Source organism: Planotetraspora sp. GP83 (genome assembly GCF_041262585.1).
Taxonomy (GTDB): Bacteria; Actinomycetota; Actinomycetes; order Streptosporangiales; family Streptosporangiaceae; genus JAOEGB01.
In genome coordinates this window covers 42,730-64,794 of the sequence record NZ_JBGCBZ010000028.1, presented here as the reverse complement: position 1 = coordinate 64,794, position 22,065 = coordinate 42,730, and the positions used below count along the sequence as shown (strand labels likewise).

At 70.5% G+C, this 22,065-nt stretch carries 19 protein-coding genes; 7 read left to right on the top strand and 12 right to left on the bottom strand.

Translation table 11 applies throughout. From position 1 onward, the window contains the following. Nucleotides 1-4 precede the first annotated feature (4 nt). Nucleotides 5-1,702 carry an ABC transporter family substrate-binding protein gene (locus ABH927_RS29860; RefSeq protein ID WP_370027047.1) on the top strand — a complete coding sequence of 566 codons (1,698 nt, stop codon included), beginning with the start codon at nucleotides 5-7 and terminating at the stop codon, nucleotides 1,700-1,702. 107 nt (nucleotides 1,703-1,809) lie between these two features. Here the strand turns inward: ABH927_RS29860 and ABH927_RS29855 are convergent, their stop codons facing one another. The 5 genes from ABH927_RS29855 to ABH927_RS29835 form a co-directional block, all read right to left on the bottom strand. Then, nucleotides 1,810-2,676 (bottom strand): biotin-dependent carboxyltransferase family protein, encoded by an 867-nt coding sequence (locus ABH927_RS29855; RefSeq protein WP_370027045.1) that lies wholly within the window; start codon nucleotides 2,674-2,676, stop codon nucleotides 1,810-1,812. Further along, complete coding sequence (locus tag ABH927_RS29850; RefSeq protein WP_370027043.1) at nucleotides 2,673-3,365, bottom strand: allophanate hydrolase subunit 1; 693 nt, start codon at nucleotides 3,363-3,365, stop codon at nucleotides 2,673-2,675. The genes ABH927_RS29855 and ABH927_RS29850 overlap by 4 nt, the downstream gene beginning before the upstream one ends. After that, the gene (locus ABH927_RS29845; RefSeq protein ID WP_370027041.1) at nucleotides 3,362-4,144 is read right to left on the bottom strand and encodes a LamB/YcsF family protein; all 783 of its coding nucleotides are present in this window, start codon (nucleotides 4,142-4,144) and stop codon (nucleotides 3,362-3,364) included. The genes ABH927_RS29850 and ABH927_RS29845 overlap by 4 nt, the downstream gene beginning before the upstream one ends. Before the next feature lie 118 nt (nucleotides 4,145-4,262). Beyond that, nucleotides 4,263-5,762: a hypothetical protein gene (locus ABH927_RS29840; protein WP_370027091.1), complete on the bottom strand. Its 1,500-nt coding sequence runs from the start codon at nucleotides 5,760-5,762 to the stop codon at nucleotides 4,263-4,265. Between the two features lie 150 nt (nucleotides 5,763-5,912). After that, the gene (locus ABH927_RS29835) at nucleotides 5,913-6,170 is read right to left on the bottom strand and encodes a hypothetical protein (protein WP_370027039.1); all 258 of its coding nucleotides are present in this window, start codon (nucleotides 6,168-6,170) and stop codon (nucleotides 5,913-5,915) included. Nucleotides 6,171-6,273: 103 nt separating this feature from the next. Here ABH927_RS29835 and ABH927_RS29830 point away from each other — a divergent pair, with 103 nt between their 5' ends. The 4 genes from ABH927_RS29830 to ABH927_RS29815 all read left to right on the top strand — a co-directional run bounded on the left by ABH927_RS29830 (nucleotide 6,274) and on the right by ABH927_RS29815 (nucleotide 12,096). Next, nucleotides 6,274-6,852, top strand: coding sequence for an HhH-GPD-type base excision DNA repair protein (locus ABH927_RS29830; protein WP_370027037.1), 579 nt, complete (start codon nucleotides 6,274-6,276; stop codon nucleotides 6,850-6,852). Nucleotides 6,853-7,029: 177 nt separating this feature from the next. Then, nucleotides 7,030-9,123 (top strand): SpoIIE family protein phosphatase, encoded by a 2,094-nt coding sequence (locus ABH927_RS29825; RefSeq protein WP_370027035.1) that lies wholly within the window; start codon nucleotides 7,030-7,032, stop codon nucleotides 9,121-9,123. A 218-nt stretch (nucleotides 9,124-9,341) separates the two neighbouring features. Continuing rightward, the gene (locus tag ABH927_RS29820) at nucleotides 9,342-11,042 is read left to right on the top strand and encodes an RNA polymerase sigma factor (RefSeq protein ID WP_370027034.1); all 1,701 of its coding nucleotides are present in this window, start codon (nucleotides 9,342-9,344) and stop codon (nucleotides 11,040-11,042) included. A gap of 124 nt (nucleotides 11,043-11,166) precedes the next feature. Continuing rightward, nucleotides 11,167-12,096, top strand: a complete 930-nt coding sequence (locus ABH927_RS29815) for a hypothetical protein (protein ID WP_370027032.1) — start codon at nucleotides 11,167-11,169, stop codon at nucleotides 12,094-12,096. A 3-nt stretch (nucleotides 12,097-12,099) separates the two neighbouring features. Here the strand turns inward: ABH927_RS29815 and ABH927_RS29810 are convergent, their stop codons facing one another. The 4 genes from ABH927_RS29810 to ABH927_RS29795 are packed head-to-tail and all read right to left on the bottom strand — an operon-like array spanning nucleotide 12,100 to nucleotide 16,060. Next, entirely contained in the window at nucleotides 12,100-12,861 is a 762-nt protein-coding gene (locus ABH927_RS29810; RefSeq protein WP_370027031.1) for a YaaA family protein, read from the bottom strand. 14 nt (nucleotides 12,862-12,875) lie between these two features. Further along, nucleotides 12,876-13,724 (bottom strand): carbohydrate ABC transporter permease, encoded by an 849-nt coding sequence (locus ABH927_RS29805; protein WP_370027029.1) that lies wholly within the window; start codon nucleotides 13,722-13,724, stop codon nucleotides 12,876-12,878. Next, a complete protein-coding gene (locus tag ABH927_RS29800; RefSeq protein WP_370027027.1) occupies nucleotides 13,721-14,659 on the bottom strand; it encodes a carbohydrate ABC transporter permease in 939 nt (312 codons plus the stop codon). The genes ABH927_RS29805 and ABH927_RS29800 overlap by 4 nt, the downstream gene beginning before the upstream one ends. A gap of 3 nt (nucleotides 14,660-14,662) precedes the next feature. After that, nucleotides 14,663-16,060, bottom strand: coding sequence for an extracellular solute-binding protein (locus ABH927_RS29795; RefSeq protein WP_370027025.1), 1,398 nt, complete (start codon nucleotides 16,058-16,060; stop codon nucleotides 14,663-14,665). A 230-nt stretch (nucleotides 16,061-16,290) separates the two neighbouring features. On the opposite strand from ABH927_RS29795, the gene ABH927_RS29790 reads away from it, so the two are divergent. Continuing rightward, complete coding sequence (locus tag ABH927_RS29790; RefSeq protein WP_370027023.1) at nucleotides 16,291-16,638, top strand: GNAT family N-acetyltransferase; 348 nt, start codon at nucleotides 16,291-16,293, stop codon at nucleotides 16,636-16,638. A gap of 83 nt (nucleotides 16,639-16,721) precedes the next feature. On the opposite strand, the gene ABH927_RS29785 is transcribed toward ABH927_RS29790, so the two are convergent. Continuing rightward, the gene (locus ABH927_RS29785; RefSeq protein WP_370027021.1) at nucleotides 16,722-16,952 is read right to left on the bottom strand and encodes a hypothetical protein; all 231 of its coding nucleotides are present in this window, start codon (nucleotides 16,950-16,952) and stop codon (nucleotides 16,722-16,724) included. A gap of 244 nt (nucleotides 16,953-17,196) precedes the next feature. Here ABH927_RS29785 and ABH927_RS29780 point away from each other — a divergent pair, with 244 nt between their 5' ends. Next, nucleotides 17,197-19,281 carry a type IIA DNA topoisomerase subunit B gene (locus tag ABH927_RS29780; RefSeq protein ID WP_370027019.1) on the top strand — a complete coding sequence of 695 codons (2,085 nt, stop codon included), beginning with the start codon at nucleotides 17,197-17,199 and terminating at the stop codon, nucleotides 19,279-19,281. A 28-nt stretch (nucleotides 19,282-19,309) separates the two neighbouring features. On the opposite strand, the gene ABH927_RS29775 is transcribed toward ABH927_RS29780, so the two are convergent. Both ABH927_RS29775 and ABH927_RS29770 read right to left on the bottom strand, forming a co-directional pair. Next, nucleotides 19,310-19,804: a beta-class carbonic anhydrase gene (locus tag ABH927_RS29775; RefSeq protein WP_370027017.1), complete on the bottom strand. Its 495-nt coding sequence runs from the start codon at nucleotides 19,802-19,804 to the stop codon at nucleotides 19,310-19,312. A 78-nt stretch (nucleotides 19,805-19,882) separates the two neighbouring features. Continuing rightward, nucleotides 19,883-22,012, bottom strand: coding sequence for a serine/threonine-protein kinase (locus ABH927_RS29770; protein WP_370027015.1), 2,130 nt, complete (start codon nucleotides 22,010-22,012; stop codon nucleotides 19,883-19,885). Between the last annotated feature and the right edge of the window lie 53 nt (nucleotides 22,013-22,065).

The following is a 22,065-nucleotide window of genomic DNA, read 5'->3' as shown; positions in this document are numbered from 1 at the left end:
CACGTTGAGAGCACGATGGCCGGTTGCCCTGCTCGCGCTGATCGCCGTGGGAGCCGCAGGGGCCTGTGGCGGCGAGACCACCACGAGCGGGCATTCGACCCGCTTGGCTCCCTCTCCCGTCAAGGCGCTCGACATCAACCCCGTCCCGCGTGACAAGGTCAAGGACGGCGGCACGCTGCGGTGGGGGCTCAGCGACTTCCCGGCGCAGTGGAACCAGAACCACATCGACGGCGACGTCGCCAGCGTCAAGAGCGTCATGGCCGCGCTCATGCCGAGCCCGTTCCGGTCCGACGAGCGGGGCCGGGTCTCGCTCGACGGCGACTACGTCACGAACGCCCGGATCACGGCCACCACGCCCCGCCAGGTCATCACCTACTCGCTGAACCCGAAGGCGAAGTGGTCCGACGGCAAGCCGATCACGTGGGCCGACTTCGCCGCCCAGTGGAAGGCCATGAGCGGGCAGAACCCGGGCTACCGGGTGGACTCGACCATCGCCTACGAGAACATCCAGAACGTCGCCAGGGGGTCGAGCGACCACGAGGTGGTCGTCACGCTGGCGCAGCCGTTCAACGAGTGGCAGTCGCTGTTCTCGCCGCTCTACCCCGCCGCGACCAACGCCTCGCCTGAGGCGTTCAACGCCGACTGGCTCAACAAGATCCCGGTCACGGCCGGGCCGTTCAAGCTGTCGAGCTTCGACGCCAAGGGCAAGACCGTCACGCTCGTCCGCGACGACAACTGGTGGGGCAACCAGGCCAAGCTCGACAAGATCATCTTTCGGAGCTTCAAGACCGACATGGTCCGCGCGTTCACCAAGGGCGAGGTGGACGTCTTCGACGTGGGGCCGTCCCCCGAGGACTACTCGCGGGCCAGGGGAGCCTGGGACGCCGTGGTCCGGCAGGCGGCCGGCACCGACTTCCGGCAGTTCACGTTCAACGGGGAGAGCGACAGCCTCGCCGACGTGAAGGTCCGCCAGGCCATCGCGATGGCGCTCGACCGCCGGGCCCTCATGCAGCTCGACCTGAAGGGGATGGGCTGGCCGGTCGTCACGCTCGACAACCACTTCCTGGCCAACAGCCAGCAGGGATATCAGAGCAACGCGGGCGCGCTGGGCGCCTACAACCCGCAGCAGGCCGGGAAGATGCTGGACCAGGCGGGCTGGAAGCTCTCCGGCAAGACCCGGCAGAAGAACGGCAAGCCGCTGAACCTGCGCTTCGTCATCCCGTCGGGAGTGGGCGTCAGCGACATCGAGGCCCAGGTCACGCGGCTGATGCTCCGCCGGATCGGGGTGGGGGTCACCATCCAGACGGTGCCGTTCACCGACTTCTTCACCAAATACTTGATGGCCGGCAACTTCGACATCACGGCCTTCTCGTATCCGAGCACGCCGTACCCGGTGTCGAACGCCTTCGACGTCTACGCCAACGGCGAGACCGCGAAGGGGGACGACAAGAAGTGGTACTCCAACCTGGGGCGCAGCGGGAGCAGGCAGATCGACCAGGCCATGTACCGGGCCGGGACCCTGTTCGACCAGTGGCGGGTCTACGACCTGATCAACTCCGCTGACGACATGCTCTGGCGGGAGGTCAACGTCCTGCCGCTCTACCAGACCCCGCAGAACGTCGCGGTAAGGTCCACGCTGGCCAACGTCGGCGCGAGCGGCTTCCGCGACCTGAAATACACCGACATCGGGTTCACGTCCTGATCTTTTGAAACGCGGCCGCCCGGCCCAAGGTCAGCCGCGCGGCCGGGTGGATCTCGCCGGTGGTGCTCCACGAGGGCCGCGTCAAGGGCGTGTGGGAGGCGAGGGAGTCACCGGCCTGTGAGCGAGATCGGGCGCAACCGCAGCCGGTCGCCTGGCCGGAGCTGGGCGACCATCGGCACGTCGCCGGACACCACTACGCCGATCACCGGGTAGCCGCCCGTCGGCGGGTGGTCGGCGAGGAACACGATCGGCTGCCCGCCCGGCGGCACCTGGATCGCCCCCAGCGCCATCCCCTCGCTCGGCAGCTCGCCCTCCCGCGCGCGCTCCAGCACGGGCCCGCGCAGCCGCACGCCCACGCGGTTGCTCTCCGTCGCGATCTCGTACGGCCCGCCGTACAGCGCCGTGAGGGCCTGAGGGGTGAACCAGTCGTCACGCGGGCCAGGGACGACCCGGACGGTGGGGCACCGGGGAAACGCCCGCTGGGCGGCGACGTCGACGGCGATCGGCGCGGCGGGCTCCGCGCCACCCAGCGGAAGCGTCGTGCCCGCCCGCAGTGGCGGCGGCCCGAGCCCCGACAGGGAGTCGGCGGACCGGCTGCCCAGCACCGGCTCCACGCCGATCCCGCCGCGCACGGCGAGATAGGTCCGCAGCCCCCCGTACGGCATGCCGACCCGCAGCTCGCCGCCCTCCGGCACCCAGAGGGGCGCGCACATGCCGGCGGGCCGCCCGGCGGCCTCGACCGGGCAGGGCGCCCCCGTGAGGGCGATCCACGCGCCGGTGGCGAAACTGAGAGCAAGGCCGCCGAAGGTCATCTCGATTCCGGCGGCCGACTCAGGGTTGCCGACGAGGCGGTTGGCCAGCCGCAGGCTGGGGGCGTCCGCCGCCCCCGAGCGCGGCACCCCCAGATGGCCGTAGCCCGGCCGCCCCAGATCCTGCACGGTCGCGTACGGCCCCGGCGAGACGACTTCGATCATGGCGTGAACCTGACCAGGGTCCCCGGCGGGAGCAGCGCCGGCGGATCGGCGCGCACGTCCCACACCCGCAGATCCGTACGGCCCAGCAGCCGCCAGCCACCGGGAGACGCGGACGGGTAGACGGCGGAGTAGGGCCCCGCGATCGCCACGGACCCCGGCGGGACCGACGTGCGCGGCACGTCCAGCCGGGGCACGTGCAGCGCCGGATCGAGCCCGACGAGGTAGGCGAACCCCGGCGCGAACCCGAGCCAGCCCACCACGAACTCCGACGCGGCGTGCCGCGCCACGACCTCGTCCACCGTGAGCCCGCTCAGCTCCGCCACTGACCGCAGATCCTCCCCGTCGTACACGACCGGGATCTCGACCCTCTCGCCCGCCGCCGTCGCCCGGCCCGCGTTCTTCGCCGGGCTCGCCGGGCTCGTCACTGAGGCGGAAGCCGTACGGAGCAGGGCGGAGAGCAGCGCCTCCAGGCCGGACCGGTCCGCGCCCGGCGCGACGACGAGGACGGTCTCGGGGCCGGGCACGATCTCCTCGACCCCGGCGGGCCGGTCGGACCGCAGCAGCGCGTCCAGCCGGTGAGCGACCTCCAGCGAGCCCGTCTCCACCAGCAGCGCGTGCTCCCCGGCCGGCCTGATGGCCGTGCCGGTGCGGCCCGCGCGGCCGGGGGTCACGCCGGGGGCCCCGGTCACGCGAAGGGCTCCAGGGCGATGCCCGCGCCGACGAGGGCCTTCCGCACGGCCTCGGCCAGCCGTACGGCGCCGGGGGTGTCGCCGTGGACGCAGACCGACCGGGCGTCGATCCGCACCTCGGTGCCGTCGACGGCGGTGACGACCCCGTCGCGGGCCATCCGGACCGCGCGGGCGGCCACCTCGTCCGGGTCGTGCAGGACGGCGCCGGCCTCGCGTCGTGACACCAGCGCGCCCGACGGGGTGTAGGCGCGGTCCGCGAAGCACTCGTTCACCGTCGGCACGCCGTACCGCTCGGCCAACCGGTGCACCGCCGAGTCCGGCAGCGTGAGGACCGGCAGCGCCGCCTGCCGTTCCCCGCCCGGCGCCGGGGCGTAGTCCGCCACCGCGGCGACCAGCGCCTCCGCCTGTACGGCGTCACGGCAGACCCGGTTGTAGAGAGCGCCGTGCGGCTTGACGTAGGACACCCGGCCGCCCATCGCCCGCGCGATCCCGTCCACGGCCGCGAGCTGGTACAGCACTTCCGAGCAGAGCTCCTCCGGGTCCACGTCCATCTCGCGGCGGCCGAACCCGGCCAGATCCCGGTAGGACACCTGCGCCCCGATCGCCACGCCCCGGTCCACGGCGGCCGCGCACGTGCGACGGATGATCAGCGGGTCGCCCGCGTGGAAGCCACAGGCCACATTGGCGCTCGTCACAAGATCGAGCAGGGCGACGTCGTCGCCCAGCCTCCAGATCCCGAAGCCCTCCCCGAGATCCGCGTTCAAATCGACAGTGTTCATCTGCGCTCGCTCCGCTCGCGCCGGCTCGGGGCGCCCCTCAGTCCAGGCACCGCCGCGCCCCTCGCACTCCTTTGAGGCCTCGCGCATCAATCTTGCCGTAGGGGGAGGGCGTGGGGGGTCAGACGGGGGGTTCGTCTGGGATGTCGGCGATGTCGTCGAGGGCGGCGGCCAACTCGTCGGGGTGGTCGCCGATCCGCTCGGCGATCTCGATGAGCACGTGCAGCACGTCGTGCCGGTCGTGGCCGAGGTCGATCAGCCGCTGGGCCGCCTCCCACATCTGCGCCGGATCGCCCACCCACAGGCGGCCGGCGATCTCCTCATGCCAGGCCAGGTGCTCCTCGAGATCGTGCCTGCCCAGCTCGTCGGCGTGGTCGATCTCCAGCAGGATCCGCCGGTCGGCCTCGTCCGCCGGGTTCAGCAGGTCGAGGTTGGTCGAGCCCCGCATGCCCTGTAGCAGCGGGAACGCGAAGGCCCGCCGGGCCAGCGCGGACAGGTCGCCGTCCGGAAGCAGCCGCTCCACGAGAGAGCGATCCAGACCGAAGGTCGTCGGATCGCGGTAGGCCGCGGTGAACCGCGCCGTCGCCTCCCAGACGGCGTCCAGAGTGGCTCGGACGCCCTCCTCCGGCAGCCCGATGCGCGGCCCGGCGAACCGCACCCAGGCCGAGAGCGCGTGCGGCATGGCGTCCTGCTCGGCGGGGGAGAGCAGGACCTTGCGCGGCAGCCAGTCGAGCAGGAACGTCTCGCACTTGGTCGGGCTGACCCGCATCGGCCGCCCGAAGTCCTGGTCGCAGCCGTAGTCGATGATGTGGTCGGCGCACCGGGAGGCCGCCGACGGGTCCGACAGGTTCTCCGCCGCGTCCGACGCCAGGAACTCCGCCGCGAGCATCGCCCGCCGGTCCCGGCTGTACGGAGCCTCCGTGTGGGCCGGGGCGGGCCGCTTGCGTCCCGGAGGCAGCGCCTTGATCCGCGCCCGGGCGAAGGCGTGGTAGGCGCTGTAGCTGTCGCTGACGAGCTTGGGGGCCTTCCGGCCCTGAGCCGCCCTGGTCGCCTTCATCGCGAACTCCAGCAGCGCCCGGGCCTGCTGCGGCTCGATCTCCTCGAAGCGCAGCAGCGCGTTTCCGGCCGCTTCGAGCCTCGCCTGGTCCAGGAGCTTGTCGACCTGCGACGACACCCAGGCGTCCCGCGCCATGCCGCCCAGGTTGTAGTCGACGACCACGACGAGGGCATGCGTGTCCTCGCCGTTGTAGGCGAAGGTGCACACGACGGTGTCCTGGTCGCCGTAGACGTCACGGGAGACGTAACACCCGGCGGGCTTGACCACGCCGACGCGCTCGGCCCATCGGGGCCTCGCCACGTCGGACTCCATCAGCGCCAGCGCCGCGCCTTCGGCCTTGGCGGCCTGGCGGGCGGTGCCGAGGTAGGCCACCGAGATCAGCAGTGTCAGGGCCGCGGGCGTGCCGGCCTTGGCCGCGTAGTCCACCAGGCCCTCGCCGAGGATGTGCTCGACGTCGCCTCCGCGCAGCCGCTTCCCCCACCAGGCGCCCAGCATGTCCGAAACCATGAGCTCGGCGTCGAGTGGGCTGCGCACAGCGAGCAACTCCCGGGCCGCCAGGAGCATCTCGGCGAACACGTCGTCGGGCGGCCTGGTATCCCGGGGATCTCGTCGGTGCCGACGACTCACGTGTACTCGCTCCGCTCGCTCACGGTCTCCACCCTCTCGCATTCCCGCCCCAAACGGCATCAGGAACGCGGGCCGGTGACTTCCCCGTTATGTGCGGGCCTTCGTGCGGGTCGGCGGAGTCGAGTTCATCACTCCGAGCAGGTGCTCGCGGGCCACCCGCTCGACGATCTCGGGCGTGACGTCGAGCCCCATGTGCTCGGCGCACGCCCAGACGTCCGCGACGCAGCGGCCGACGGCGTCCAGGGGAAGGGTCAGGAATTCGGCGGCCAGCCGGGCGATCACGGGTCCGCGGGGCTCCGGCTCCGCTGAAGGGCCGCCACTGAGTCGCGTTGCGAGTACGGGCATGGACTGCATTCCTCGCTGAATGGGGACCTGCCGTCCCTTATTCCACATCATCTTTCCGTGCGACTGTCAAGCCTCGTTCCCGCGCGCGTGCGAAGCTGAACTTATGCGGATCCAGCTCGCCCAGCAACCCCAGGCCGACGAACTCCTCGGCCGCAGTCGTCTCGCCCTGCTGATCGGCATGCTGCTTGACCAGCAGATTCCCATGGAATGGGCGTTTTCGGGCCCGCGCGCCATCGCGGAGAGGCTCGGCCTCGGCGCGGACGCGGACTTGGACGCGCGCGAGATCGCCTCTTATGATCCTGCGAAGTTCGCGGCCCTGCTGGCGGCCAAGCCGGCCGTCCACCGCTATCCGAAATCGATGGCGGAGCGGATCCAGCAGCTCGCGGCGTACCTGGTCGAGCATTACGACGGCTCGGCCGACAGGGTGTGGGAGGATGTCGGCGACGGTGCCGAGCTGCTCCGCCGGCTCATGGCGTTGCCCGGATTCGGCAGGCAGAAAGCACAGATCTTCCTGGCGCTGCTGGGCAAGCAGTTGGGCGTGCGGCCGGAGGGGTGGCGTGAGGCGGCCGGGCCGTACGGCGAGGAGGGCGTGCACCGGTCGGTGGCCGACGTCGTCGACGCCGAAAGCCTCGAACGCGTCCGTGCGACGAAGCAGGAAGCGAAGCGGGCGGCCAAGGAGTAAGCAGGATCTTCCTGCGCGGGGTGCCGGTCTTTTGACAGGATGCGTTGACCGCATGGCGGGCGGGGCTTCCGTCCGCACATGCCCATCGCCGATGATGTAGGGCAGATCTGCGCTACCAATCAAAGTTATGGAGATGTGCCTCGTGGGAGACCCTGGCACGCGACGGAGGTGCCGACCATGAGCGCCGAAACCTCCGTGCCCCGGCCCCGGGAGTCCGGTTTGGACATCTCAGACTCCGACCTCTTCAGAGGCCTGTTGTCGGAGGCTCCGTTCGCCTTTGCCTTTTTCGACCCCTCTGGGCGCTTCGTCCGGGTCAACTCGACCTTTACGGAGTTGACCGGGCACCCTGTCGAGCGGCATCTGGACCGCCGTCCGGCCGAGCTGCTCCCGGCCGACCTGACGGCGCTGATCGACTCGGCGCTCCGCAGGATCGGTGAGGAGGGCCTGCCGGTCACCGACCAGCGCATCAGGACCCGGGCGGGGAACGGCGACACCCGGCACTGGGCTGTGTCGTTATTCCCGATGCACGGCGAGGAGGGCGTCGTCATGGGCGCCGCGCTGTTCGGCGTTGACCTCACCGAGCGGCAGATGACCGAGGAGGAGCTGCGGCGGAGCGAGGAGCGGTACCGGTCGCTCGTCGAGTCCCAGCAGCAGCTCGTCTGGATCACCTCGCCGACCGGCACGGTGGCCGAGGACGCCCCGCAGTGGCGCGCCATCACGGGCCAGGGGCTCGAGGAGTACCTCGCCCACGGCTGGCTCGAGGCCGTCCACCCGGACGACCGCTCCGGCGCGGAGGAGGCCTGGCGTGAGGCGCTGCGCGGCCGGACCATGTTCGAGTGGAGCTACCGGGTGCGCACCCGGGCCAGCGGATACCGGCACTTCGAGGTGCGGGCCGTGCCGATCATCCGGCACGGCGGCGTGGTGGAGTGGGTGGGCGCCAACACCGACGTCACGCCGCAGCGCGAGGCCGAGGAGATGCGGGGCCGCCTGACCGACCAGCTCGGCGCCGCCGCGCTGCGCACGGCCCGGCTCCAGGGCGCGACCGCCCAGCTGGCCGAGGCGCTCACGGTCGAGCAGGTCGTCCAGGTCATCATCGACGTCGGCCGTACGGCTCTCGCCGCCGACCACTCCGCGGTGGCCCTGCTCGACCCGGACCGGGGAACCCTGAAGGTGATCAACAGCGGTGGCATCCCCGACGCGCCCGGCGCGCCGGGAGAGGAGCTCCAGCTCTCCCAGTCCAGCGTGATGACGATGGCGGTCAACAGCCGGCGCCCGGTCTTCGCCGAGTCGCCGGACAGCCTGCGGGCCCAGCTCGTCGACGCCGGGGCCGAAGCGGACCAGATCGCCAGCTTCGTCGCCCACACCGACGAGCGCGCCTGGGTGGGCCTGCCGCTCCTCGCGGCCGGCCGGGCCCTCGGGGCGCTGCGGTTCTCGTTCACCCGGCCGCAGAAGATCTCGCAGGAGGACGGCGTCTTCCTGGAGGCCCTTGCCGGGCAGTGCGCCCTCGCGGTCGAGCGGGCCACGCTGTTCGAGCGTGAGCACCGGACCGCCGAGACGCTCCAGCGGAGCCTGCTGCCCGACCGCCTGCCGGTCGTGCGGGGCCTGACGCTGGCCCAGCGGTTCCGGTCCGGCTCCCGCCACGTCCAGGTCGGCGGCGACTGGTACGACGCGTTCGTCCTGCAGGACGGGCGCGTCGCGGCCGTCGTCGGCGACGTCATGGGCAAGGGCGTGAAGGCCGCGGCCGGCATGGGCCGGATCCGCAACGCGATGCGGGCCCTCGCGCTGACCAACCCGCCTCCGGCGGCCGTCCTCACCGGTCTCGACCGGGTCTTCGAGGCCACCGAGGAGGAAGAGCAGGTCACGACCCTGGCGTACATGGTCGTCGAGCCGGGCACCGGGGAGGGTACGCTGGCCCTGGCCGGTCACCCGCCGCCGCTGCTGGTGTCGCCCCAGGGCACCGCCCTGCTGCACGAGACCGAGCCCGGGACGCCGCTCGGCTGGGCCACCAGCCGGAGGCAGTTCCGGTTCTGTGTGCCGCCGGGGCACACCGCGGTGCTGTACTCGGATGGTCTCGTGGAGAACCGCAAGCGCGGGCTCGACGCGGGGCTACGGGAGCTTTCGTCCGTTGTGGCCGAGGCGCCCCCGGAAGTCGTGGCCAGCCCGCATATGCTCCTTGATTTCCTGGTGGATCGGATGTTGTCCGGGTATGAACAGGATGATGACGTGACGGTCCTCGCGGTTCATGTACCAGCCGCCACGAAGAGTGACTGAATGAAACAGTCATAACGGTTGCTTTCGGGTATCGGTGACCTCCTTCCGTACGCACTAGTGTCTCGGTCGGCCTAGGGTGGAGGAGCAACCGGCGGGACGTGGCCGTTTCAGGCGTCGTGGCGTGCCACAATGGCATGTCGCGATCCGCGCGGCCTCACCACCGGAAAAGAAGAAGCACCTGGGTCCATTCTCGCCATGCGTTCGTTCGAGAGGTGTTCGTGTCGCCTGCAAGTTCGACTCGCTCGAAGCCATCGGAGCTGAACGAGCCAGTGATTCAGCAGCTCCTCGAGCGTGGGCGCTCGCAGGGTTTCCTCGAGTCCGAGGATGTCCGCAAGGCCTTCGAGGAAGCGGACATCCCGCTGTCGCACGCCGCTGGATTCCTGCGCAGCCTCAGCAAAGAGGGTGTGACCGTCGTGGTGACCGCGGCGGACTCCGCGGCGGCGCCCAAGCGGTCTCGAGGTCAAGCCAAGCGCCGCACCACCGCGCCCGTCAAGAAGACCACCAAATCCGCCGCGGCGAAGGAGTCGCAGCCGGAGACCGTCACCGCCGTGGTGACCGACTCCGCTCCGGCCGCCAAGCCCGCCGCCAAGAAGGGGCCTGCCAAGCCCGCGGCCGCCAAGGCTCCGGCAAAGGCGGCGCCTGCCAAGAAGACCGCGCCGGCTGCGAAGCCCGCCGCCAAGGACGGCCCCGAGGCCCCCTCGGCCGGTCCTGAGCTCAAGGCCGCCAAGGCCGAGCCCAAGCCCAAGTCCGCCGGCTCCGCCGAGGACGACGAAGACCTCGACCTCGAGGCCGACGTCGAGATCGAGGACTTCGACCTGGAGGTCGAGGACGTCGAGATCGAAGCCGAGGTGGAGATCGAGGGCGACGCCGAGGCCGACGTCGAGGTGGAGGCCGACGCAGAGGGCGACGAGCCCAAGGCCGAGGTCATCGTCCAGTCCGAGGACGAGGTTCTGATCCTCACCGACGACGATGACGACGCGCCCGTGGCCCAGGTCGCGGCCGCCGGAGCCACCGCCGACCCGGTCAAGGACTACCTCAAGCAGATCGGCAAGGTCCCCCTCCTCAACGCCGAGCAGGAGGTCGAGCTCGCCAAGCGCATCGAGGCCGGTCTGTTCGCCGAGGAGCAGCTCGCCACGGACGGGGAGCAACTCCCGGTCGACGTCCGCGCCGAGCTTGAGTGGATCGCCGAGGACGGCCGCCGTGCCAAGAACCACCTGCTGGAGGCCAACCTCCGTCTCGTCGTCTCGCTGGCCAAGCGGTACACCGGGCGCGGCATGCTCTTCCTGGACCTGATCCAGGAGGGCAACCTGGGCCTGATCCGCGCGGTCGAGAAGTTCGACTACACCAAGGGCTACAAGTTCTCCACGTACGCCACGTGGTGGATCCGGCAGGCGATCACCCGGGCCATGGCCGACCAGGCGCGGACCATCCGCATCCCGGTCCACATGGTCGAAGTGATCAACAAGCTGGCCCGGGTCCAGCGGCAGATGCTGCAGGACCTCGGCCGGGAGCCCACGCCGGAGGAGCTGGCCCGGGAGCTCGACATGACCCCCGAGAAGGTCATCGAGGTCCAGAAGTACGGCCGCGAGCCGATCTCCCTGCACACCCCCCTCGGCGAGGAGGGCGACAGCGAGTTCGGTGACCTGATCGAGGACTCCGAGGCCATCGTGCCGGCGGACGCCGTCAGCTTCACGCTGCTGCAGGAGCAGTTGCACTCCGTTCTGGACACGCTGTCCGAGCGGGAGGCGGGCGTCGTCTCGATGCGGTTCGGCCTCACCGACGGCCAGCCGAAGACCCTCGACGAGATCGGCAAGGTCTACGGCGTGACCCGGGAGCGGATCCGCCAGATCGAGTCGAAGACCATGTCGAAGCTCCGCCACCCGTCCCGGTCGCAGGTCCTCCGCGACTACCTCGACTAGGTCGCGCCCGGAGACGGTTAACACCGGCGTTACATCGTGGTAGCGCCGGACCACCTTTGCACTCCTAGGCTCGCGCCTCATGGGAGTGATCGAAGTGGATCGGGCGCGTGCTCGGGGGCCACGAGTGATCCCAGACCGCCCGTGGGCGGACAGCGTGCTGGACGACGCGGTCGGCGCCGTCCAGCGAGGCGATCCGGCGGCCGGGGTCACCGCGCTCATGGCGAGCCGGGGAGACGCTGAGCTGCGTTCGCTCCGGCTGGACGCGCTGTCGCGTGCCGCGATCGGCTCCAGCCGGTCGATCGAGGAACTCGTCGCCCGCGACCAGGCCAACGCGGACCTGTGGCTGTGGCTGGGCCGGGTCAGGATCGAAGAGGCCTGGGCTCTCAAGCCCGATGTGCGGGCGCGAGCCGTACAGGCCGATCGGCTGCGGACCTATCACGCGGCGATGGAGCTGGCCCGGCAGCCGCTGCTGTCGGCCGCGGCCCTCTCGCCCGGCGACCCGGTGCCGTGGGAATGCATGATGTGGCTGGCTCTGGGCCTGGAGCGGCCCAGGGCCGACAGGGACTCGGTCTGGTTCGAGTGCTCCCGCCGCTGGCCATGGCTGTATCCGGCCGCGGTCGCCCGCATGATGACCCTTTCACCCGGTTGGGGCGGCACCGCGCAGGAAATGCTGGACTTCGCGCGGATGGCCGCCGCCCGCGCCCCAGAGGGCAGCCCGCTTCCCGCGCTCGTGCCGCTGGCGCACTTCGAGAACGTCGTCTCCGAGCGCACTCCGATCTCGCGCGGCGGCTGGTTCTCGTTCGACGTCCAGCGTGAGGTGGTGTCCGCCGCCGCCCGCTGGTCGGAGCGGCGGCTGGGGGGCGCTCATCCCCGGTCCATCGAGGCCCACAACGCGTTCGGGGCGGCCTTCTACCTCTCCGACCTCCGCCGGCCCGCCAGGGGACACCTGGCCCGGACGGCGGGGCGGTTCAGCAGGCTGCCGTGGTCCTATCTGGGGGATCCCGGGCATCAGTACCAGCGGGCGTGCGGCCGCCTGAATGTGATCAGCGAATGACGGTCACGAAGTGACGATCACGTCCAGGTTCCAGGGCCGGCCCGGCCGGGGCGGGCCGCCCAGCTCCGCGCGGTGCCCGAGGCCGGTCAGGACCTCGGCGAGCTCGTGCGGGTTCCTCGGCCGGTCGGCGCTCTCGGCCAGGGCTCGCGCCACGGCTCCGCGGGTTGCCTTGGCCATGTGGCTGACGACCGTGCGCCTGCCGTCCTCCTCTCGCAGGACGCGGACGGTCACCGACCGCTCGCCCGGCTGCCAGGCCGCGGCGTAGGTGGCCGACCGCATGTCCACGACCAGGCCCTTCACCGGTTCGAGGGCGGCCGTGATCGAGGGCCGCCAGAACGCGGCCAGCCCGCCCATGGGCGGGAGCCGTACGCCCATGGAGAGCCTGTACGGCGGGACGCGGTCGGTGAGCCGCAGGAGGCCCCACAGCCCGGAGAAGACGACGATCCGCCTGGCGGCCCGCCTCCTGGCCTCGGGGGACAGTGTGGAGAGCCCGAGGTTGTCGTACAGCACGCCGGTGTAGAGCTCGGCCACCGGGAGCGCGGGCGCCGTGTGCAGCTCCCGGTTGCGGGCCAGGTCGCCCGCCTCTCCACCCGCCTGGCCTTCCGACAGCCCGAGGACGGTCTGCGCCTCGTCCGTACGGCACAGCGTGACCAGGGCGTCCAGCACCTTCTCCCGGGGCGACGCCAGCTCCGGGAAGCTCAGGCGCCTGAGCCTCGAGGTTCCACGGGCGGCCTTGCCCTCGGACGGTGGTAGCAGGATGAGCACGGTCCACCAGCGTATTAGCCCCGCTGACCGGTCGTGGCGATGCCCTCCACGAAGTATCGCTGTCCGACGAAGAAGATCACGATCAGCGGCAGCGTGGTGATCACACCGGCGGCCAGGACGATCTCCCACTTGGGGTCGCCGCCCTGGTAGAACTGGTCGACGATCGCCTTGAGCCCCCTCGGCAGCGTGAAGAGCCGGGGATCCTGCAGGTAGATGAGCGGCTTCATCAGGTCGAACCAGCTCGCCTTGAGCTCGAAGACGAACGCGATGACCAGAGCGGGCCGCGCGAGCGGCAGCGCGATCCGCCAGAAGAGGTCGAGGTAGGAGGCCCCGTCCACCCGGGCCGCCTCGAACACGTAGCGCGGGATGCTGAGGAAGAACTGGCGCAGCAGGAAGATGTAGAACGCCGACCCGAACAGGTTGCCCGCCCAGAGCGGGACCTGGGTCCCCGTCAGGCCGACGGAGTTCCAGATCAGGTAGGTCGGCACCAGCGTGACGGCCGACGGGAGCATCATGGTGCCGAGCACGCTGCCGAAGAGCACGCCCCGGCCGGGGAAGCGGAAGTACGCGAACCCGAAGGCCACGAACGCGCTCGACACCGTCACGGTCAGCGCCGCCATGAACCCCACGATCACCGTGTTGACCAGCCAGGCGAGCATGGGCGCCGCGTCCCAGACGGCGGCGTAGTTCTGCGGGGAGAACGGGTGCGGCCATGGGACGAACGGGTCGGCGAAGGTCCGCGAACGCGGCTTGAGCGACGCCACGACCAGCCACACGAAGGGGTAGAGGAACACCGCCGAGGCCGCGGCCAGCATGACGAGGAAGAACGCCCGTCTCGTCCCCGGGGTCCGGGTCCGGGTCATCGGGTCTCCCGCTCTGCCGCTCCATGCGGCTCCGACTCGTAGTAGACGAACCGGTTGCCCGCCTTCACCTGGATCACCGTGATGACCGCGATGATGGCGAACAGCAGCCACGCCAGCGCGGAGGCGTAGCCCATGTGGAGGAACTGGAAGCCCTGCTGGAACAGGTAGACGACGTAGAACAGGGCCGCGTCGCCCGACGACTGCTGGGCGCTCTGGCTTCCGAAGAACATCGTGTAGACCTGGTCGAACATCTGCAGCGACGTGATCGTGTTGACGATCACCACGAAGAACAGCGCCGAGCTGATCATCGGCACGGTCACCGACCGGAACCGCTGCCACGGCCCCGCTCCGTCGATCATCGCGGCCTCGTACAGCTCGCGCGGCACGTTGCGCAGCGCCGCGAACAGGATGATCGTGGTCGTCCCGAGGTTCCACAGCGACATCAGCACGATGCCCGGCTTCACCCACGCCGGGTCGGTGGTCCACTGCGGCCCGTCGATCCCGAACAGCCCGAGGAACTGGTTGACCAGCCCCGCCTGGCCGTTCAGCAGGAACAGGAACAGCACGCCGACGGCGACGTACGGCGTCATCGACGGCAGGTAGAAGACGGTGCGGAAGAAACCGGCCGCCCGCCCGGTGATCCGGTTGAGCATGAGGGCCAGCAGCAGCGCGATGGCGATCGCCAGCGGCACGTGCAGCACGGTGTAGAAGGCGGTGTTGCCGATCGCCGCGGCGACCTTGGGATCCTGCAGCATCTCGGCGTAGTTGCCCAACCCGGCGAACCTCGGGCTGGAGATCAGGTCGTAGTCCGTCAGCGAGAGCACGAAGCTGGCGACCATCGGCCCGACCTGGAAGATCACCAGACCGAGCAGCCAGGGAAGCAGGAAGACGTAGGCCCAGCGGGTCTCGGTCCTCAACCGCGGTCGGGTTCTCACGGCTCAGCCCGCTCCGCGCAGGGCCCTCTGGGCCTCACCGTGGGCCCGCAGCAGCGCGTCCTGCGGCTCCGCCCGGCCCTGCATGACCCGGGTGGCCGCGTCGAGCCATGCCGTACGGAACTCCGCGGCGGCGGGGGAGGGCGGCACGACGAAGCCCTCGGCCTGCGCGGCGAGGATCGTCTTGATCGCGTTGTCGTACGGCTCGTGCCCGCTCGGCCTGACGATCTGGGAGAAGATGACCTTGTCGGCCTTCGCGTTGCCGGTGTAGGTGCCGGTGTAGACCTTGCCCTCCTGGGCGCGCTTGGCGGCCCGCGCCTTCGCGGCGGCGATCCAGGTGTCCGCCGAGGTCATGGTTTTGATCCACTGGCAGGCCGCGTCCGGGTTCCGGGCCCCGTTGGGGATCGCCCACGCGTTCCCGCCGACGTTGTTGATCGGGTGGCCCTGCCGGTCCTCGAACGGCAGGACGGTGATCCGGGCGTCCGGGCTGGTGTCGGCCATGGACGTGATCAGGAACTGCTCCGTGAGCATCATCCCGATCTGGTCCTGCGTGACCGGGTTCTTCTCGCCGAAGTAGTCGAAGGTGTCGGTGAACGCCTTGAGCCTGGTCCAGCCGCCCTGCTCCTTGAGCAGGCCGTTGGCGTAGGCGAGGGCCTCGATGACCCGGGGATCGGTGAGCTGGGAGGTCCTGCCGTCGGCCGTCATCAGGTCGGCGCCGTTGGCCTTGGCCCACAGCGGCAGGAACTCGGGGAGCTTGGGATAGAAGCCGAACCGCTCGATCTTGCCGCCGGACACCTTGTTCATCTTCTTCGCGAGGGCGGACAGGCCGTCCCAGTCGGAGGTGTCGATCTTCGCGGGGTCGACCCCGGCCTCCCTGGCGGCCTTGTCGTTCACCAGCAGGACGATCGAGTTGTAGAACTCGGGCATGCCGTACCACTTGCCGGCGAGCCGGACCTGCTGCTGGGCGGCGGGGTAGAAGTCCCCGGTCGCGATGCCCTGCTTGGCGACGCAGTCGCCGAGCGGCTGGATCGCACCCCTGGCGGCGTAGGTGCCGAGCATCTCGCGGCTGAGGTAGACGACGTCCGGCGGGTTGCCGCTCGCGACCGACGAGAGGAAAGCCTGCTCGTCGAACTGGCCCTGGTTGATGGTGAGCTTGACGTCCGGATGGGCCTTCTCGAAGGCGGCCACGCGGGTCGTGGCGATCTCGTCGGGCAGGCCGAAGCCCATCGTCGTCAGGCTGGCCGCGCCGCCCGCGGGCGTGCCGCCCTTGGCCCCCACACCGCCGCACGCGGCCAGTGCCAGTGCCAGGCCGCCGGCGAGGACGACGGCGCCGGCCCGGCTTCCGCGGCGCCCGGTACGGCTGTGCCGGCGAAAGACCGGGGGAAGGGACGCGAGACGAGGCATCGCCGCTCCTCGGGGGTCGAGCGATTGAGACGTCTCCCGTAACTGCCCCAGGGGCGAGCCGCAAACGTAGCAGTGCAGGTCAGGTACGCTGCGCAGAATGGATCACGGCGATTCACGGTTGGATACGCCGACCCACTGATCATGACAGCGCCACTGGCGCAGGCCGGAGCCGTACCGGGCGTGCGGATCGAGGGGAGCCGTCGGAGCGGTGGTTCGACACCTGGTGGCGGGTGGACGGCGGCCGTCACGCGTCAGGAGGCGAGACTCCGCCGCGGGAGTGGGCCCGGCGCATCCTGACGGGAGTCGCCGCGGGCTACACGCACCTGGAGGAGGGCGGCGGCGGGCGGGCGGTGCCGCAGGGGAAGTGGCTTGGGATCTACTGCATGGCCGTCGAGCCCCACGCCAGGCGGCGGGGGCTCGGACGGTCGATCATGCGCGCGCTGCTCGGCTGGGGGCGGGAGCGTGGCGCGGCCCATGCGTACCTGGTCGTGACCGAGGCCAACGCCGGAGCCCGTGCGCTCTACGAGCGGGAAGGGTTCACGGTCGCCGGCCGCTATCACTACCGGGTCGGGCCATGAGCTGGTGCTGGGACGGCGTGGCGGAGAGGTGGGTCACTCCGCCACGCCGTCTATGGTCAGCGTTCGTCGTGAGCGCCGATGAATCAGTGCTCATCGGCTGGGGCGGACGCGGGGGATTCACTGAGTCGGGCCGACTCGTCCTGGATCTCAGCGCCTTTGTCGCGCAACACAGTCACGTGCTGACGCCCGTGATGGGCGCAGAACAGCAACTCCCCACCCACGGGCAGGGTCGCGCGGATGTAGGCCTGAGCACCGCACCGGTCGCACCGGTCCAGGGCTGTCAGCGGCTTGATGGGGGCGAGAGCTCCAGTCACGTATCGCCTTTCGGGTCGCCCCACTCTGTGGGGACGTTGGCGTCAGTCACTTGGCACAACATCTAACCGGATGAGGGCGTTCCCAATCATGCTCCGACTACGCCGAGAGCAGAATGATCCGGAAAGTGACGCAGATCACAGCGGAAGTGCCGAGTACACCGGTGCGCCTGGCAAGCTTGTACGCGTAAAACATGGGTGGCGATAAGCTGCGTACGCGTGTTCGATTGATAAGCGGGAGCTCGGTGTGACGGCGGTTGGCGCGGAGACGGATTATACGGCTCGTCATCTCTCGGTGCTCGAAGGCCTTGAGGCCGTCCGCAAGCGCCCGGGAATGTACATCGGTTCCACCGACACCCGCGGCCTCATGCACTGCCTGTGGGAGATCGTCGACAACTCGGTCGACGAGGCTCTCGCGGGGTTCTGCACGCGCATCGAGGTCGAGCTGCACCCCGACGGCTCCATCGAGGTCCGGGACGACGGCCGCGGCATCCCCGTCGACGTCGAGCCCAAGAGCGGTCTCGCCGGAGTCGAGCTCGTCTACACGAAGCTCCACGCCGGCGGAAAGTTCGGCGGCGGCTCCTACGGCGCGTCCGGCGGCCTCCACGGCGTCGGCGCCTCGGTGGTCAACGCGCTCTCCTCGCGGCTGGACGTCGAGGTGGACCGCGACGGCCGGATCCACGAGATCAGCTTCCGCAGGGGAGTGCCCGGCGTCTTCGAGGGCGACGGGCCGACGGCCAAGTTCCGCAAGAAGTCGGGCCTGCGCGAGGGCGGCAAGGTCGGTAGGCAGGTCACCGGCACCCGCGTGCGCTGGTGGGCCGACCGGCAGATCTTCCTGCCCGAGGCCGAGGTCTCCCTCGACGAGATCCACGTGCGGCTCCGCCAGACGGCGTTCCTGGTTCCCGGCCTCACGCTCGTGCTGCGCGACGCCAGGGGTGACGAGAGGGGCGAGGAGCCGGCCGAGGAGACGTTCCGGTTCGACGGCGGCATCAGCGAGTTCACCGAGTTCCTCGCCCGTGACGAGGCCGTGTGCGACGTGCTCAGGCTGCAGGGCGTGGGCCACTTCCACGAGACCGTCCCCGTGCTCGACGAGCAGGGCCACATGACGCCCACCGAGGTCGAGCGCGAGCTCACCGTCGACGTCGCCGTCCGCTGGGGCAAGGGCTACGAGACGACCGTGCGCTCCTTCGTCAACGTGATCGCCACTCCCAAGGGCGGCACCCACGTGGCGGGGTTCGAGCGCGCTCTGGTCCGCACGATGAACGAGCAGTTGCGTGAGACGCGGCTGCTCAAGAACGGGGACGACCCGGTCACCAAGGAGGACATCCTCGAGGGGCTGACGGCCGTGGTCACCGTCCGCGTGCCGGAGCCGCAGTTCGAGGGCCAGACCAAGGAGGTCCTCGGCACGTCGGCGGCGACCCGCATCGTCGGCCACGTCGTCTCGCGCGAGCTCAAGGCGATGTTCGCCAACCCCAGGCGCGGCCAGAAGCAGCAGCTCCGGGCGGTCCTGGAGAAGGTCGTGGCGGCCGCCAAGGCCCGCATCGCCGCCCGTGAGCACCGCGACAACCAGCGCCGCAAGTCCGCCCTGGAGAACTCGGCGCTCCCCGCCAAGCTCGTCGACTGCCGCAGCGACGACGTGGACCGCAGCGAGCTGTTCATCGTCGAGGGCGACTCCGCGCTCGGCACGGCCAAGCTGGCCCGCGACTCGGAGTTCCAGGCGCTGCTGCCGATCCGGGGCAAGATCCTGAACGTGCAGAAGGCCTCGGTCGCCGACATGCTGAAGAACGCGGAGTGCGCCGCGATCATCCAGGTGGTCGGGGCCGGGTCCGGCCGGTCGTTCGACATCGAGTCCGCCCGCTACGGCAAGGTCATCCTGATGGCCGACGCCGACGTGGACGGCGCCCACATCCGGTGCCTGCTGCTGACCCTGTTCCACCGGTACATGAAGCCGATGGTGGAGGCCGGCCGGGTCTTCGCCGCCGTGCCGCCGCTGCACCGGATCGAGGTCACCAACCCCGGCAAGGGGCAGGACAAGTACGTCTACACCTACTCCGACGCGGAGTTGCACAAGGTCCTGCGCGACCTGGAGCGGCGAGGCAAGCGCTGGAAGGACCCTGTGCAGCGCTACAAGGGCCTTGGAGAGATGGACGCCGACCAGCTGGCCGAGACCACGATGGACCCGCGCCACCGCGTCCTGCGCCGCGTCAGGATCGAGGACGTCGAGCAGGGGGAGCGCATCTTCGACCTCCTCATGGGCAGCGACGTGGCCCCTCGGCGGGAGTTCATCGTCGGGAACGCCGCCGAGGTCGACCGGGACCACATCGACGCCTGAGAGCTCGCCGCCGGGCGCCTGCCGTACGTCAGGCCTTGACCTCGCGGAGGCGGCCGGTCGTGACGTCGTAGACGAAGCCGCGGACCGAGTCGCGGTGCGGGATGAACGGGTCGGCCTTGATCCGGTTCACGGACTGGATGACGTCCTCGTCGAGGTCCGTGAACGCCTCGGCGGCCCAGTCGGGCTTGATCCCGACCTCCTCCTCGATCTGCCGCTTGAACCCGTCGTCGGTGAAGGTCAGCATGCCGCAGTCGGTGTGGTGGATCAGGATGATCTCCCGGGTGCCCAGGAGCCGCTGGCTGATGGCGAGGCTGCGCCGCTCGTCGGCGGTGACCACGCCTCCGGCGTTACGGATCACGTGCGCGTCGCCCTCGGACAGGCCGAGCAGGCCATAGGGGTTGAGGCGGGCGTCCATGCAGGCCAGAACCGCGACGTGCTTCCCAGGAGGCAGCGGCAGGTCGCCTTTGTCGAAGGTCGCGGCGTAACGTTCGGCGTTGGCGAGCAGCTCGTCGGTGACGGACATGAATGCCTCCAGGCGTACGGGGTTGTGGCCCCACTCACCCTTGCCGGTATTTCCTACATAGTCAATAGGTAAGGTAACTCACGGTGAGGCAATGCTCCATATCCGTACTGAATTGTCCCTACTGCCGCTGACCGCGACGGGACCGCCGTTCAGCTCTCCGACGGCCACCGACCACACGATGTCGGTGTGGCCCCTGAGCGGGGACCCGAGGGGCTTGGCCGCGGTGAGGTCCCAGACGCGGACGGTCTTGTCCTCGCCGCCGGTGACCGCGATGGGCGTGCCGTTCAGCGCGCCGAGCGCCACCGCCCAGATGGGACCGGTGTGCCCGGAGAGCGGGCCGCCGGCCTGTTCTCCCTTACCGAGGTCCCAGACACGGACGGTTCTGTCCTCGCCGCCGGTGACCGCGTAGGTGGTGCCGCCGAACTCGCCGACCGCGACCGCGCGCACCCATCCGGTGTGCCCTGTGAGAGGGGGGCCGAGCGGCTTTCGCGCGGCCAGGTCCCACACGCGCACGGTGCCGTCGTCGCCCGTCGTGACGGCGATCGGCGTGCCGTTCAGCCTGCCGAGGGCGACGGCCCAGACGGTGCCCCTGTGACCGATCAGCGGTGCGCCGAGCTGCCGTCGGGTGCTGAGGTCCCAGACGCGGACGGTAGCGTCGGCGCCGCCGCTGACGGCCACGGGCTTGCCGTCCAGCTCGCCCAGGGCCACCGCCTTGACCGCGTCGGTGTGCCCGGTGAGAGGCGTGCCGAGCGGTGCCCGTGTGGCGAGGTCCCAGACGCGCAGGGTGGTGTCGTCGCTCGCGGTCACCGCGATCGGCGTGCCGTTCAGGCGGCCCAGCGCCACCGAGCGGACCCACTTGGTGTGGCCCTCGAAGGGCGCGCCGAGCTCCTTCCCGGCTGAGAGGTCCCAGGTCCGCGCCGTGTCGTCGTCGCTTCCCGTGAGGGCGATGGGCGTGCCCCCGAGCGTTCCAAGGGCGACCGACCTGACGTCGTTGGCGTGCCCGGTCAGCGGCTCGTGGACGGGAGCGCCGAACGGCGCCACCCGGGGCGTGGCGGCCACCGTGCCCGTGCCCGTGCCCGTACTCGTCGTGGTCCGGCCGCGCTGGCTCCCCTGGCTCCCCTGGCTCTGCCGGGTGGTGGTGTGGTCGTCCGGGCCACGGAGCAGGGACGGCACGATGAGGACCGCCGCCACCGCCACCAGGGCCGCCCCCGCGGCCAGCAGAGCGCGGGGCGGGATCACGCGTCCGGGTCTCGACCGTGTCGCGGAGGTGGCCGGCTCCAGCGGAAGGGCCGTCACGGGTGAGGTGGGTGTCGTGGCCGGGGTGCGTGTCTCCGAGGAGACTGCCCGGTGTGCTGTCCCGGGTGGCGGAGTGGGAGACGGCGAGACCAGCGTGATGGCCGGCCCTCCCTCGCCGGTGAGCGTGCGATACAGGTCGGCCGCGATGGGACGGCTCTCCGGGTCCTTGGCGAGGCATCTCGCCAGCAGGGGCCTGAGCGCCTCCGGGACGCCCGACAGGTCCGCGTCCCGGTTGAGGATCGCGTTCAGCACGACCGGCACGGTGTCTCCGGGAAAGGCGGGGTGGCCGGTCGCCGCGTAGACCATCGTGGCCGCCCAGCTGAACACGTCCGCCGCCGGGCCCGCCGTGTCCCCGGTGAACTGCTCGGGTGCCATGTAGCCGGGAGTGCCCACCGATCCCGACCGGGTGACGGTGTGGTCGCCGGCCCGTGAGATGCCGAAGTCGATCACGACCGGGCCTTCCGGGCCGAGGATGACATTGCCCGGCTTGAAATCCCGATGAACGATTCCCGCCCGGTGAATCGCGGCCAGCGCGCTCGCGGTGGCCACGGCGAGGCGCTCCAGGCCGCCGCCGCTTCGCGGTCCGCCCTCCCTGACGACCCGCTCCAGCGACGCTCCGGGGACGTACTCGCTCACGATGTACGGCCGGTCGTCGTGGAGCCCCATGTCCAGCACCCGCGCTGTGCAGAATGGCGCGACCCGGCGGGCGATGTCCACCTCGCGGAGGAAGCGCCTGCGAGCGTCGGCGTCCTCCGTCATCCAGGGGTGCAGCACCTTGACGGCGACGTCGGCCCCGGAAGGCGCCTGTCCCAGGTAGACGACTCCCTGGCCGCCCGAACCGAGCACCGCGACGAGCCGGTAGTCGCCTATCTGCCCGGGCTCTCCCGGGCCGAGCGGGCGAGGACGTGGCAATGCCCACCTCTTAGAAAAGGACCCCGGCGAACGAATGTGATCAAGCCTCTCGA